The following is a 13,662-nucleotide window of genomic DNA, read 5'->3' as shown; positions in this document are numbered from 1 at the left end:
CGGATCATGCCCGCGTCGCCGTCCGAGAACCGTGAGCTGAGCCCGTACACCGGCTGGACCCGCGCCCACTGGGAGGCCGTCGCGGACGAACTCCTGCTGGCCGTGCGCCCGTACGCCTCACCCCGTCGCGGCCTGATCAACCTCCCGGGGCCGCGCCCCAGTTGCTCCGGGTCGCTGTCGGACGGCCTCGAAGGCTACGCCCGTACGTTCCTGCTCGCCGCCTTCCGCGTCGCCGGGGCCGGCGGCGACGACCCGTACGGCCACCTCGCGCGATACGCGGAAGGGCTCGCCTCCGGCACCTCGGGCGCGTACGGCGCCTTGGGCACGTACGGCACCGACGCCTGGCCCCGCATCGTCGACGTCCGCCAGGCGATCGTCGAATCCGCCTCCGTCGCCCTCTCCCTGCGGCTCACCCGCCCCTGGCTCTGGGACACCCTCGACGAGCGCACCCGGCAGCGCGCCGTCGACTGGCTGCTGCCCGCCCTCGGCCCGTCCCCCGTCGACAACAACTGGTGGCTCTTCGGCCTCACCGTCGCCGGCTTCCTCCAGGACGCCGGCATCGAGACCGACCGCGCCCAGCTCACGATCGACCGCTCACTCGCCCGGATCGAGGAGTGGTACGCCGGCGACGGCTGGTACAGCGACGGCGCCGGCCGGTCCTTCGACCACTACAACGGCTGGGCCCTGCACCTCTATCCCGTCCTGCACGCCCATCTCGCCGGCGACAAGGACCTCCTCGACCGCTACGGTCCGCGGCTGCGCGCCCATCTCGACGGCTACGCCCGCCTCTTCGGCGCCGACGGCTCGCCGATGCCGTACGGCCGCTCGCTCACGTACCGGTTCGCCGCCGCGGCCGCCCCCTGGCTCGGCGCCCTCACCGGTCACACGCCGCTCACCCCCGGCGCCACCCGCCGTCTCGCCTCCGGTGCCGTGCGCCACTTCCTCCACCGGGGTGCCACCGACGCCCGGGGACTGCTCACGCTCGGCTGGCACGGCCCGTACGAACCCGTGCTCCAGCGCTACTCGGGACCGGCATCGCCCTACTGGGCCTCGAAGGGCTTCCTCGGCCTGCTCCTTCCGCCCGGCCACCCGGCCTGGACCGACCGCGAGGAGCCGCTGCCCGCGGAGACCGAGGACGCCGTCACGGCCCTCGCCCCGGCCGGCCTGCTCATCCAGTCCACCGCTGCCGACGGGCTCGTACGCCTCCACAACCACGGGACAGGACCCGTCGGTGCCACCGGAGGCGACGACGATCCCTGCTACGCCCGCTTCGCGTACTCCACCCGTACCGGCCCGGTCACCGGGCGAACCGACTCCGACGACAACCACTTCGCCCTGGTCCTCGACGGAAGCCCCACCTCACGCGGCCCCGCCGAGCCGCAGGGATCCGGCCCCGGCTGGGCCGCGTCCGCCCACACTCCGTGCCCCGGCGTCCGGGTCCACTCCCTGACGCTCGCCCACGGCCGCGCCGAGGTCCGCGCCCATCTCGTCGTCGGCGCGCCCGACGGAACTCCCGTACGCCAGACGGGCTGGGCCACCACCCCCGACGGCCCCACCGCCCAACTCCAGCCGGTGCACGGCTACACGGTGCGCACCGCGTCCGACACCGGCTCCACCCTCCAGGGCCCGGGCTCCCGTACCGCCGCGCTGCACGGCACGACCGGCGGACCGGAAGCGTTCTTCGTCGCCCTCGCCTCGCTCACCGACGAGCCCGCCCCCGCGCCCGTCGCCTCACTCGCCGACATAGAGGTCACCGGCACCCGAACCCTCACGGTGACCTGGCAGGACGGAACTACTTCGGTCCGTACTTGCGGCCCGCCTTGGAGCTGACCCCGCCGAGCAGACCGCGCGGCGCCAACTTCACCACGCCCATCAGCGCCTTGTAGCGCGGATCCGGGATGGACACCTTCTTCCCGCGCGCCAGGTCGGCCAGCGCCGCCGACACCAGCTTGTCGGCGTCCAGCCACATCCAGCCCGGAATGTTGTCCGTCCCCATCCCGGCCCGCTGGTGGAACTCGGTCCGTACGAAACCGGGGCACAGCGCCATCAGCCGCACCCCCGTCCCCGCCAGATCGCGCGCCGCGCCCTGCGTGAACTGCACGACCCACGCCTTGGACGCGCCGTAGGTCCCGCGCGGCACGAACGCCGCCACCGACGCCACGTTCACCACCCCGCCGCGACCGCGCTCGCGCATCGCCCCGGCCGCCGCCGACGTCAGCCGCAGCACCGCCTCGCAGTGCACCTTCAGCATCCGCAGCTCATCGGCCATGGACACTTCCAGGAAGCGGCCCTTGTTGCCGAACCCTGCGTTGTTCACCAGCAGATCCACGGGCCGCTTCCGGTCCGCGAGGCGGGCCTCGACCGAGGCGATCCCGCCTTCCTCCGCAAGGTCCGCGGACAGGACCTCCGCCTCGATGCCGTGCCGGTCGTGGAGCTCCGTGGCCTGCTCCTGCAGCCGCTTGGTGTCCCGCGCCACCAGGACCAGGTCGTGCCCGTCCGCCGCGAGCCGCCGCGCGAAGGCGGCCCCGATGCCCGCGGTCGCGCCCGTAATCAGTGCTGTCGTCATACGCGGCACGTTAGTGCCCCGCGTACGCGTACGACGCACCCGACCGCCCGGCCCGGGCGCCGCCGGACCGCGCCGCCTACGACCCGTACTTGGCCAGGTATTCCCTGGCGTCGGCGAGCTGGCCGGGGTGGAGCGCGTCCCCGGCCGCGAGCACGCGCGGCAGCAGCGACCGCTCGGTCGTCCCCGCCCGGAAGGACAGTCCGACCGTCACCTCGTGGTCCGGCCGGTGCACGATCTCGATCGCGTCGCCCGCCCGGATCTCGCCCGGCTCGACGACCCGCAGATACGCCCCCGGGGCAGCGGTCTGCGTGAACCGCTTGACCCACCCCTTCTCACCGAGGTGGCCCGCGAACGTACGGCACGGAACACGGCCGGACGTGACCTCGAGGACCAGCTGCGCGCCGATCCGCCATCGCTCCCCGATGAGGGCGCCGGTCACATCGAGCCCGGACGTGGTCAGGTTCTCGCCGAAGGCCCCGTTGGGCAGCGGGTGGCCGAGCTCGCCCTCCCAGAGGTCGAGGTCCTCGCGCGCGAAGGCGTACACCGCCTGGTGCGTCCCGCCGTGGTGCCGCAGGTCGCACACCGCGTCCCCGGCGACGCCGCTCGCGCCCGTGCCCTTGGGTCCCGGATCGGTCACCCGCACCGGGCCGTCCGCCGGACGCTTGTCGATCCCGGTGACGCCGTCGGGCTGGTCGGTGTACTCCACGGCCTTCGGCCGTCCCACATTCACGGTCAGAAGCTTCATGCGGGCGACGCTAACCCGGCGCCGCGCCGACCGTCCCCAAGTTTCCATTGAATATTTCGCCACTACCCCAAGTGCGCCTTATGCTCAAGAGGTGATCGAGGCCCGCCATCTCCGTGTCCTGCGCGCCGTCGCCGCCACCGGTTCCTTCTCCGCGGCGGCGCGCGAGCTGGGCTGCACCCAGCCCGCCGTCAGTCAGCAGATGAAGGCCCTCGAGACCTCCGCCGGCACACCGCTGTTGATCCGGACCGGCCGGGAGATGCGGCTCACCCAGGCCGGCGAGGTCCTGGTGCGCCACGCCGCCGGAATCCTGGCCGGGCTGACCGCCGCGGAGGAGGAGGTCGCGGCGATCGCGGGGCTGCGCGCGGGCCGGGTGCGTCTGGTGTCGTTCCCCAGCGGCAGCTCCACGCTCGTGCCCACCGCGCTCGCCGCCCTGCGCGCGGCGCACCCCGGCACCCGTGTCTCGCTCGTCGAGGCCGAGCCGCCGCGCTCCGAGGAGATGCTGCGCGAGGGCGACTGCGATGTGGCGCTGGCCTTCCGTTACGGCTCCGCGGGCGCGGAGTGGGAGGACCTGGTCGTACGGCCGCTGCTGAGCGACCGGCTCGTCGGTCTGGTGCCCGAGGGGCACCGGCTCGCGGACGCGGGGGCGGTCCCCATCGCCGAACTGGCGGACGAGCCCTGGATCGCGGGCTGCCCGCGCTGCCGCCGCCAACTCGTGGCGGTCTGCGAGGAGTCCGGGTTCACCCCCAGGATCGACTTCGCCACGGACGACTACCCGGCCGTCGTCGGACTCGTCGGCGCCGGTCTCGGTGTGGCGGTGCTGCCGGAACTCGCACTGGAGTCGGTGCTGCCCAAGGGCGCTCGTACGGTCACGGTGGAGCCGTCCGTACAGCGCGAGATCGTCGCTCTGACCCTCCCCGATCTGGCCCAGGTCCCGACGGTCGCGGCCACCCTCGACCAGCTGGCACTCGCCGCGGCGCGCTGAACTCCGCCCCCTCGGCGCGCTCCTGCGCATAGGCGCGCTGAACCCCTGCTCCCCTTGGCGCCCGACGCCGGGCCGGAGGGTGCAGGAACGTTTCTTCTTTTCTTGGAACGGTTGGCCGTACGTCAACCGTGACCGGTGACGCCTCCCGCGCTGGACGCCGGGATCAGCCGGTTACGGGCCCGCCCCATGAGCTCCTCACGCTCGTCCTCCGTCAGTCCGCCCCATACCCCGTAGGGCTCCCGCACTGCCAGTGCGTGCGCTGCGCACTCCGCGCGCACCGGGCACCTCATGCAGACCTCTTTCGCCGAGTTCTCGCGCGCACTCCTTGCCGCGCCGCGTTCCCCCTCGGGATGGAAGAAGAGTGAGCTGTCGACCCCACGGCATGCCGCGAGCAACTGCCAGTCCCACAGATCGGCGTTCGGTCCGGGAAGGCGGGAGAAATCTGCCATAGCGCATGTCCCCTTTAGCCGTGCTGAGTGGATGCCTGAAGCTCCGACCGTACATCTACGGTGTAAGTAGATGTAAATATGACTCATTGCGAATCTAGCCACAGACACCAGCAAAAGGGAAGAAAAGCCGCTAAATGGGGCATACCCACCAGGTGACGCGTCGATGAGCTGTGTCGCTCTGCTCCGTGCGTAGGTCCTCACGTAGAGTGCCGAAGGTGCCCGGCGCACCCGTAACTCTTTCGAGTGACCGTCGTTGAGAGTGCGGAGGCGGTTGAGAGAACAAGCGCTCGGGCAGGAGTCCGAGAGCGTCAACCGCACAGGTGACGATACGTAACCAGCCTGGAGGCTCAAGGTGACGCGCATCAGCTGCGGAGGGCGGCCATGACATCCGTCCTCGTCTGCGACGACTCCCCGCTCGCCCGAGAGGCGCTCCGTCGCGCGGTCGCAACCGTGCCCGGCGTAGAGCGCGTGACGACCGCGGCCAACGGCGAGGAAGTCCTCCGCCGCTGGGGGGCCGACCGCTCGGACCTGATTCTGATGGACGTACGCATGCCCGGACTGGGCGGCGTCGAGACCGTCCGCCGGCTGCTCTCCGCCGACCCCGGCGCCCGGATCATCATGCTCACCGTCGCCGAGGACCTGGACGGCGTCGCTCTCGCCGTGGCCGCAGGTGCCCGTGGCTATCTGCACAAGGACGCCTCGCGCGCCGAGCTGCGGGCCACGGTCACCCAGGCACTCGCCGACCCGACCTGGCGGCTCGCCCCGCGCCGGCTGCGCTCGGCCGAGATGGGTGCAGCGCCCACGCTCACGGCGCGCGAGATCCAGGTGCTGGAGGGCATGAGCCACGGCAGGTCCAACGCCGAGATCGGGCGCGAGCTGTTCCTCTCCGAGGACACGGTGAAGACGCACGCCAGGCGACTGTTCAAGAAACTGGGCGCCTCGGACCGGGCGCACGCCGTAGCGCTCGGATTCCGCTGGGGCCTGGTCCGCTGAGCGGTGCCGAGCGCACGGCCGTCCCCGCCCGCCGACCGGTGGGCGGGGCGACCGCAGCCCATGGGCACACGTTTCCCGCGACATGCCGCATCCTTGAGGGTGTGGAGTTCCTCAGGGACCAGTCTGTCGAGCGCAAGGGGAGGGCGCAGGAGATGACTTCCGGCGCACCTGCTCATAACGCTTCGGTGCACAACTACGGACGCAGTGCCACAGAGCAGCGCCAGTCAAGGCACCATGGACCGATGCGCAACGACGAGGCGGCGAATGCCCACGGGGCCATCGGTGCACTCGTTCTTCGTGCCGTCGACGGCGACGCGCAGGCCACGCACGACCTGCTGGCCCATGTGCACCCGCTCGCCCTGCGCTATTGCCGCACCCGGCTGAGCCGGCTGCCGGGTGATGCCCGCCACTTCGTGGAGGACCTCGCGCAGGAAGTCTGTGTCGCGGTCCTCATGGCGCTGCCGCGCTACAAGGACACCGGACGCCCGTTCGAGGCATTTGTGTTCGCCATCGCCGCGCACAAGGTCGCCGATCTGCAGCGTGCCGCGATGCGGCACCCCGGATCCACGGCCGTCCCGTCCGACGAGATGCCCGAGCGACCCGACGACTCGCTCGGCCCCGAGGAGCGGGCCCTGCTCAGCGACGACGCGGAGTGGGCCAAGAAGCTCCTCGCCAATCTGCCCGAGAACCAGCGGGAACTGCTGGTGCTGCGGGTCGCCGTCGGCCTTACCGCGGAGGAGACCGGGCAGATGCTCGGGATGTCGCCGGGCGCGGTCCGGGTGGCGCAGCACAGGGCGCTGAGCCGGCTGCGGGCGCTGGCGGAGCAATGACCGTCCGCGTGCGTACGTCACACGTCGCGTCACGCGCGGCGCGTGCGTCACGTACCTTCGTGTTCGTACGTCACATACGTACGAACGCACAAATATTCTGACTGATCTTGATCGTGGAATGAGACACCCGCGGAGCCCGTTAGCATGGACATCCGCACCGATCAAGGCCATTTGGGGAAGGTGTCATGACTGCCAACGTCGACGGAGTGCCCGAGAAATTCGCGACACTCGGGCTGACCTACGACGACGTGCTGCTGCTGCCCGGCGCGTCCGACATGGCGCCCGACCAGATCGACACCTCCTCGTTCATCTCGAAGAACGTCCGGGTGAACATCCCGCTGCTGTCCGCCGCCATGGACAAGGTCACCGAAGCCCGCATGGCCATCGCGATGGCCCGCCAGGGCGGCGTCGGTGTACTGCACCGCAATCTCTCCATCGCCGACCAGGCCAACCAGGTCGACCTGGTGAAGCGCTCCGAGTCCGGCATGGTCACCGACCCGATCACGGTGCACCCCGACGCGACGCTCGCCGAGGCCGACGCGATCTGCGCCAAGTTCCGGATCAGCGGGGTCCCCGTCACCGACCTGGTGGGCAAGCTGCTCGGCATCGTCACCAACCGCGACATGGCCTTCGAGTCGGACCGTTCGCAGCAGGTGCGCGAGGTCATGACCCCGATGCCGCTGGTCACCGGCAAGGTCGGCATCTCCGGCGTGGACGCCATGGAGCTGCTGCGCCGCCACAAGATCGAGAAGCTGCCGCTGGTCGACGACGCGGGCATCCTCAAGGGCCTCATCACCGTCAAGGACTTCGTCAAGGCGGAGAAGTACCCGCACGCGGCGAAGGACAAGGAGGGCCGGCTCCTCGTCGGCGCCGCCGTCGGTGTCGCCGGTGACGCCTTCGAGCGCGCCCAGGCCCTGATCGAGGCCGGGGTCGACTTCATCGTCGTCGACACCGCGCACGGTCACTCCAAGCTGGTCGGCGACATGATCGCCAAGATCAAGTCCAACTCGTCCGTCGACGTCATCGGCGGCAATGTCGCCACCCGCGACGGCGCCCAGGCGCTCATCGACTCCGGTGTCGACGGCATCAAGGTCGGTGTCGGCCCCGGCTCCATCTGTACGACGCGAGTCGTCGCCGGAATCGGGGTTCCGCAGGTCACCGCGATCTACGAGGCCTCGCTCGCGGCGAAGGCGGCGGGCATCCCGGTCATCGGCGACGGTGGTCTGCAGTACAGCGGCGACATCGCGAAGGCCCTGGTCGCGGGCGCCGACACGGTGATGCTCGGCTCGCTGCTCGCGGGCTGCGAGGAGTCGCCGGGCGAGCTGATGTTCATCAACGGAAAGCAGTTCAAGTCGTACCGCGGCATGGGCTCGCTCGGTGCGATGCAGTCCCGTGGCGAGCAGCGCTCCTTCTCCAAGGACCGCTACTTCCAGGAGGGCGTCGCCTCCGACGAGAAGCTCGTGCCCGAGGGCATCGAGGGTCAGGTGCCCTACCGTGGCCCGCTGTCCGCGGTCGTCCACCAGCTGGTCGGCGGTCTGCGCCAGTCGATGTTCTACGTCGGCGGGCGGACGGTGCCGGAGCTGCAGGACCGCGGCCGGTTCGTACGGATCACGTCCGCGGGTCTCAAGGAGAGCCACCCGCACGACATCCAGATGACGGTCGAGGCGCCGAACTACAGCAGGAAGTAGTCGCACGGGTTTATCAGGGGCGGTACCGGGGATGGCCGGGACCGCCCCTGACGTGTGTGTCGGGGATACTGGTAGGCGCAGACGTAGAGGGAAAGGCCACACATCGTGACTGAGATCGAGATCGGGCGCGGCAAGCGCGGCCGCAGGGCGTACGCGTTCGACGACATCGCCGTCGTCCCGAGCCGGCGCACCCGGGACCCCAAGGAGGTCTCGATCGCGTGGCAGATCGATGCCTACCGCTTCGAGCTGCCCTTCCTGGCCGCTCCCATGGACTCCGTGGTCTCCCCGCAGACCGCGATCCGCATCGGTGAGCTGGGCGGCCTCGGTGTGCTGAACCTCGAGGGCCTGTGGACCCGGTACGAGGACCCGCAGCCGCTGCTCGACGAGATCGCGGAGCTGCCGACCGAGGCCGCGACCCGCCGCCTCCAGGAGATCTACGCCGCCCCGATCAAGGAGGAGCTGATCGGGCAGCGCCTGAAGGAGGTGCGCGACTCGGGCGTCGTCACCGCCGCCGCGCTCTCGCCGCAGCGCACCGCCCAGTTCTCCAAGGCCGTCGTCGACGCGGGTGTGGACATCTTCGTCATCCGCGGCACGACCGTCTCGGCCGAGCACGTCTCGGGCGCCGCGGAGCCGCTGAACCTGAAGCAGTTCATCTACGAGCTCGACGTCCCGGTCATCGTCGGCGGCTGCGCCACGTACACCGCGGCCCTGCACCTGATGCGTACGGGCGCGGCGGGTGTCCTCGTCGGCTTCGGCGGCGGCGCCGCGCACACCACGCGCAACGTGCTGGGCATCCAGGTCCCGATGGCCACCGCCGTCGCCGATGTCGCCGCGGCCCGCCGCGACTACATGGACGAGTCCGGCGGCCGGTACGTGCACGTCATCGCGGACGGCGGCGTCGGCTGGTCCGGGGACCTCCCGAAGGCCGTCGCCTGCGGCGCGGACGCCGTGATGATGGGCTCCCCGCTGGCCCGCGCGACGGACGCGCCCGGTCGCGGCCACCACTGGGGCATGGAGGCCGTCCACGAGGACGTCCCGCGCGGCAAGCTCGTCGACCTGGGCATCGTGGGCACGACGGAGGAGATCCTCACCGGCCCGTCGCACTCCCCGGACGGCTCGATGAACTTCTTCGGCGCCCTGAAGCGGGCCATGGCGACGACGGGCTACAGCGAGCTCAAGGAGTTCCAGCGCGTCGAGGTGACGGTCGCGGACTCGCAGCACAAGCGCTGACGCCGTGCTCGCGGGCTGACGCCCGTTCGTGCGTGAGGGATTCGTACGTGAGAGAGGGGCCCTGCACCGTGACGGTGCAGGGCCCCTCGTGCGTCGCGTCCGTACGGTCGCTTACCCGGCGACCTTCCTGGTGATGGCGAAGCCCTCGAAGCCCGCGATGGCGAAGAAGACCACGCTCATGAAGTCGGCCTCCTCCTTCCAGGCCTTGACCAGGTCGCCGATGTGGGCCGTGAGCAGCTCGACGACGGTCACGGCGTCACCGGAGGCGGTGGACCACCAGCTGATCATCAGGGCGTAGCCGAACAGCTGGCCGAGGAAGACGCCCGCGAGGGCGAGGGGGACACCGAGGATGGGCAGGAGCGGGTTACGGCCGCCGACCTTGCCGAGCGCGAAGCCGACGAGCGCACCCACGCCGAGGGCGACGAAGCCGATCTCGGAGTAGCTGCCGTCCTCCTTGGCCATCGCGCGCATCAGGCCGCCGTAGACGCCGGCGCCGACGAGGGCTGCCAGGACACCGGCGACGATGCCGAGGGCGACGTTGCCCGACCGGGCGGGCGCGGGAGCCGGGGCGGCGGGCGCGGCGCCGTCGGCGAACGGGTTGCCGGGCGGCGGCACGGACTGAGACATACGGGATCCCCCCACGGGAAAAGGGTGCGCACGGATGTGCGACACGTGGCGCTGGAGGCTAACACCCAGGTCCGACAGCACACACGGGGATTCCCGGGCCGTCCCGGCTGCGGCCGCTCAGAGGCGGTGCGCAGCGCCTGCGGGAGACGCGCCCCTGGTGTCCAGCAGGAGCTGGGCCTTCACCGCCAGGCCCTGGAGGTCGTAGGTGCGGTGGTGCTGGAGCAGGATCGTGAGGTCGGCGTTGGCCGCGGCCTCGTAGAGGGAGTCCGCGCGGGGGACCGGCCGGTCGCGGACGCGCCAGTCCGAGACGTACGGGTCGTGGTAGCTCACGGATGCGCCCAGCTCCATCAGACGCCGGGCGATCTCGGGCGCGGGGGAGGCCTCGAGGTCGGCGAGGTCCGGCTTGTACGTGATGCCGAGCAGCAGCACCCTGGCCCCGCGCGCGGACTTTCCGTGCTCGTTCAGGAGCGTGGCGCTGCGCTGGATCACGTACTGCGGCATGCGCTCGTTGATCTGGCCCGCCAGCTCGACGAGCCGCAGCGGCCGGTGGGCGCCGATCGTGTCGACGGGGACGCCGTGGCCGCCGACGCCGGGGCCCGGGCGGAAGGCCTGGAAGCCGAACGGCTTGGTCTCGGCGCAGCGGATGACGTCCCAGAGGTCGACGCCGAGGTCGTGGCAGAGCACCGCCATCTCGTTGACGAGGGCGATGTTGACGTGCCGGAAGTTGGTTTCCAGGAGCTTGACGGTCTCGGCCTCGCGCGGTCCGCGTGCGCGGACCACCTTGTCGGTGATCCGCCCGTAGAACGCGGCGGCGGACTCGGTGCAGGCCGGGGTGAGCCCGCCGATCACCTGGGGGGTGTTGGCGTGGCTTGCGGCGCGGTTGCCGGGGTCGAGACGGCTGGGGGCGTACGCGAGGGAGAAGTCGCGGCCCGCGCGGAGCCCCGATCCCTCTTCGAGGATCGGCTGGAGGTAACTCTCCGTGGTGCCCGGTGCGACCGCGGATTCGAGCAGCACGGTGGTGCGCGGGCGCAGGCGGGCGGCGAGGGCGCGGGCGGCGTCGCCGACCGCGGTCAGATCGAGCATGCGGTCCGCGCCCAGGGGGGTGGGGGAGCAGATGACGGCTGTACGGACCCGGCCGAGCTCGGCCGGGTCGGTGGTCGGCCGGAAGCCCCCCGAGAGCATCCGGCGGATTTCGGAGGCGCTGAGCGAACCGTCCACCGGCGGGCGGCCGGCGGCGAGTTCGGCGACGGGGCGCGGGTCGGTGTCGTAGCCGATGGTCTCGATGCCGGCGGCCACGGCGGCCTGGGCGAGCGGCAGTCCGAGGTGGCCGAGTCCGATGACGGCGAGATCTGCGGGCATGGCGGGGGACGTCCTTCCCGGTAGCCGAAGCTCCCAGTAGCCGAAGGGGACGTGGCTCGCAAGTCCTGTGGACAGAACGAGGCAGAACCAGCGGGGCGCAATGTCACACTAGGCGTAAATATGACCGAAATACGGCATTGCGAGGCTCTGGCTGCCCGAGTGTTGTCCACAGGCGGTGGCTGAAGTCCGGGAGTACGGACAGAATCAAGTTTGTGACTCCGACCCACGGGGGCGACGGGAGGCAGCCGTGAGGACAGCGACACTGGGACCCGCCCAGCGCGCAGAGGCGCTCGCCGCGATGGCAGAGCGTGAGCTGGATGTGCTGGTCGTAGGCGCAGGCGTGGTCGGCGCGGGCACCGCACTGGACGCCGCGACACGCGGACTATCCACAGGACTGGTCGAGGCCCGGGACTGGGCATCGGGCACCTCCAGCAGGTCCAGCAAGCTCATCCACGGCGGGCTTCGCTATCTGGAGATGCTGGACTTCGCGCTGGTGCGGGAGGCGCTCAAGGAGCGCGGACTGCTGCTGGAGCGGCTCGCCCCGCATCTGGTGAAGCCCGTGCCCTTCCTGTATCCGCTGCAGCACAGGGCCTGGGAGCGGCTCTACGCCGGATCGGGCGTCGCGTTGTACGACGCGATGTCGGTCTCCTCGGGCCATGGCCGCGGCCTGCCCGTCCACCGCCACCTCTCCCGGAAGAACGCTCTGCGGGTCGCCCCCTGCCTCAAGAAGGACTCGCTGGTGGGCGCCTTGCAGTACTACGACGCCCAGATGGACGACGCCCGCTATGTGGCGACCCTGGTGCGCACGGCCGCGAGCTACGGCGCACATGTCGCCAGCCGCGCACGGGTCATCGGCTTTCTGCGGGAGGGCGAGCGGGTCGTCGGCGCCCGTGTGCAGGACGTCGAGGCCGGCGGGGAGTACGAGATCCGGGCGAAGCAGATCGTCAACGCGACAGGGGTGTGGACGGACGACACCCAGGCCCTGATCGGCGAGCGCGGCCAGTTCCACGTCAGGGCGTCCAAGGGCATCCATCTGGTCGTGCCCAAGGACCGGATCCACTCGACCACCGGGCTCATCCTGCGCACCGAAAAGTCCGTGCTCTTCGTCATCCCCTGGGGCCGTCACTGGATCGTGGGGACGACGGACACCGACTGGGACCTGGACAAGGCCCATCCGGCGGCGTCCAGCGCCGACATCGACTATCTGCTGGAGCACGTCAACTCGGTGCTGGCCGTGCCGCTCACCCGCGACGACGTGCAGGGGGTGTATGCGGGACTGCGACCGCTCCTCGCGGGCGAGTCGGACGCGACCAGCAAACTCAGCCGCGAGCACACGGTGGCCCATCCGGTGCCCGGCCTGGTCGTCGTCGCCGGCGGCAAGTACACGACGTACCGGGTGATGGCGAAGGATGCCGTGGACGCCGCGGTGCACGGTCTGGACCAGCGCGTCGCGGCCTGCGTCACGGAGGACGTGCCCCTGCTGGGCGCCGAGGGCTATCGGGCGCTGTGGAACGCACGGGCGAGGATCGCGGCCCGCACGGGCCTCCATGTCGCCCGGGTGGAGCATCTGCTGAACCGGTACGGCGCGATGACCGAGGAGCTGCTGGAGCTCATCGGGGCCGACCCGAGGCTCGGCGAGCCGCTCGCCGGGGCCGAGGACTATCTGCGGGCGGAAATCGTCTACGCCGCCTCCCACGAAGGGGCCCGCCATCTCGACGACGTCCTCACGCGGCGGACCCGCATCTCCATCGAGACGTTCGACCGGGGCACGCGCAGTGCGCGGGAGTGCGCGGAGCTGATGGCACCGGTGCTGGGCTGGGACAAGGAGCAGATCGAGAAGGAGGTCGAGCACTACGAGAAGCGGGTGGAGGCGGAGCGCGAGTCGCAGCTCCAGCCGGACGACCTGACGGCGGACGCGGCGCGGCTGGGGGCACCGGACATCGTGCCCATCTAGGCCCCTGATCCACAGGACAGGCCCTGATCCGCAGGGCAGGTCCTGGCCGACTGATCGGCCGCTCTCCCCGGCTGCCGCGGAACTCGCTTTCCGGGAGGGCGGGTTGCGGGGGGCGCCGGAGCCAGGACCGAAGTACGAAGGGGGATGACGAGCCGGGGTGGCGGGCCGTGCCCCGATCGGCCGAGGGGTGCGGAGTCCCTTTCCACGGGCCCGTGCTGACACACGGTGGACCCGGGAGA

General features: G+C 71.1%; 12 protein-coding genes. 7 read left to right on the top strand and 5 right to left on the bottom strand.

Going from position 1 to position 13,662, the window contains the following annotated elements; all coding sequences use genetic code 11:
• Positions 1–6: 6 nt before the first annotated feature.
• Positions 7–1,830: a DUF2264 domain-containing protein gene (locus tag ACWCXB_RS17695; protein WP_450723802.1), complete on the top strand. Its 1,824-nt coding sequence runs from the start codon at positions 7–9 to the stop codon at positions 1,828–1,830.
• Here ACWCXB_RS17695 and ACWCXB_RS17690 read toward each other — a convergent pair.
• Together ACWCXB_RS17690 and ACWCXB_RS17685 are read right to left on the bottom strand one after the other, a co-directional pair.
• Positions 1,793–2,566 carry an SDR family NAD(P)-dependent oxidoreductase gene (locus tag ACWCXB_RS17690; RefSeq protein WP_450723800.1) on the bottom strand — a complete coding sequence of 258 codons (774 nt, stop codon included), beginning with the start codon at positions 2,564–2,566 and terminating at the stop codon, positions 1,793–1,795. The genes ACWCXB_RS17695 and ACWCXB_RS17690 overlap by 38 nt on opposite strands.
• A gap of 76 nt (positions 2,567–2,642) precedes the next feature.
• A complete protein-coding gene (locus tag ACWCXB_RS17685) occupies positions 2,643–3,311 on the bottom strand; it encodes an MOSC domain-containing protein (RefSeq protein WP_450723798.1) in 669 nt (222 codons plus the stop codon).
• A gap of 91 nt (positions 3,312–3,402) precedes the next feature.
• On the opposite strand from ACWCXB_RS17685, the gene ACWCXB_RS17680 reads away from it, so the two are divergent.
• Positions 3,403–4,293, top strand: a complete 891-nt coding sequence (locus ACWCXB_RS17680; protein WP_450723796.1) for a LysR family transcriptional regulator — start codon at positions 3,403–3,405, stop codon at positions 4,291–4,293.
• Between the two features lie 122 nt (positions 4,294–4,415).
• Here ACWCXB_RS17680 and ACWCXB_RS17675 read toward each other — a convergent pair whose 3' ends face one another.
• Entirely contained in the window at positions 4,416–4,742 is a 327-nt protein-coding gene (locus tag ACWCXB_RS17675) for a WhiB family transcriptional regulator (RefSeq protein ID WP_262006870.1), read from the bottom strand.
• A gap of 381 nt (positions 4,743–5,123) precedes the next feature.
• Between ACWCXB_RS17675 and ACWCXB_RS17670 the strand changes: the two genes are divergently transcribed.
• The 4 genes from ACWCXB_RS17670 (at position 5,124) to ACWCXB_RS17655 (ending at position 9,483) form a co-directional block, all read left to right on the top strand.
• On the top strand, positions 5,124–5,735 hold the full coding sequence (locus tag ACWCXB_RS17670) for a response regulator transcription factor (protein WP_003948568.1): 612 nt from the start codon (positions 5,124–5,126) through the stop codon (positions 5,733–5,735).
• Between the two features lie 242 nt (positions 5,736–5,977).
• Positions 5,978–6,565 carry a sigma-70 family RNA polymerase sigma factor gene (locus ACWCXB_RS17665; RefSeq protein WP_450723794.1) on the top strand — a complete coding sequence of 196 codons (588 nt, stop codon included), beginning with the start codon at positions 5,978–5,980 and terminating at the stop codon, positions 6,563–6,565.
• A gap of 185 nt (positions 6,566–6,750) precedes the next feature.
• Positions 6,751–8,253, top strand: coding sequence for an IMP dehydrogenase (guaB, locus tag ACWCXB_RS17660; protein WP_450723792.1), 1,503 nt, complete (start codon positions 6,751–6,753; stop codon positions 8,251–8,253).
• 105 nt (positions 8,254–8,358) lie between these two features.
• Positions 8,359–9,483, top strand: a complete 1,125-nt coding sequence (locus ACWCXB_RS17655) for a GuaB3 family IMP dehydrogenase-related protein (protein WP_450723790.1) — start codon at positions 8,359–8,361, stop codon at positions 9,481–9,483.
• A gap of 111 nt (positions 9,484–9,594) precedes the next feature.
• Here the strand turns inward: ACWCXB_RS17655 and ACWCXB_RS17650 are convergent, their stop codons facing one another.
• The gene (locus ACWCXB_RS17650) at positions 9,595–10,110 is read right to left on the bottom strand and encodes a hypothetical protein (protein ID WP_450723788.1); all 516 of its coding nucleotides are present in this window, start codon (positions 10,108–10,110) and stop codon (positions 9,595–9,597) included.
• Positions 10,111–10,227: 117 nt separating this feature from the next.
• Positions 10,228–11,469, bottom strand: a complete 1,242-nt coding sequence (locus ACWCXB_RS17645) for a nucleotide sugar dehydrogenase (RefSeq protein ID WP_450723786.1) — start codon at positions 11,467–11,469, stop codon at positions 10,228–10,230.
• A 247-nt stretch (positions 11,470–11,716) separates the two neighbouring features.
• Here ACWCXB_RS17645 and ACWCXB_RS17640 point away from each other — a divergent pair, with 247 nt between their 5' ends.
• The gene (locus ACWCXB_RS17640) at positions 11,717–13,423 is read left to right on the top strand and encodes a glycerol-3-phosphate dehydrogenase/oxidase (protein ID WP_450723784.1); all 1,707 of its coding nucleotides are present in this window, start codon (positions 11,717–11,719) and stop codon (positions 13,421–13,423) included.
• The last annotated feature ends 239 nt before the right edge of the window (positions 13,424–13,662 follow it).

The organism is Streptomyces sp. NPDC001514, from assembly GCF_053597075.1.
This window is presented reverse-complemented; position numbering and strand designations above follow the sequence as displayed.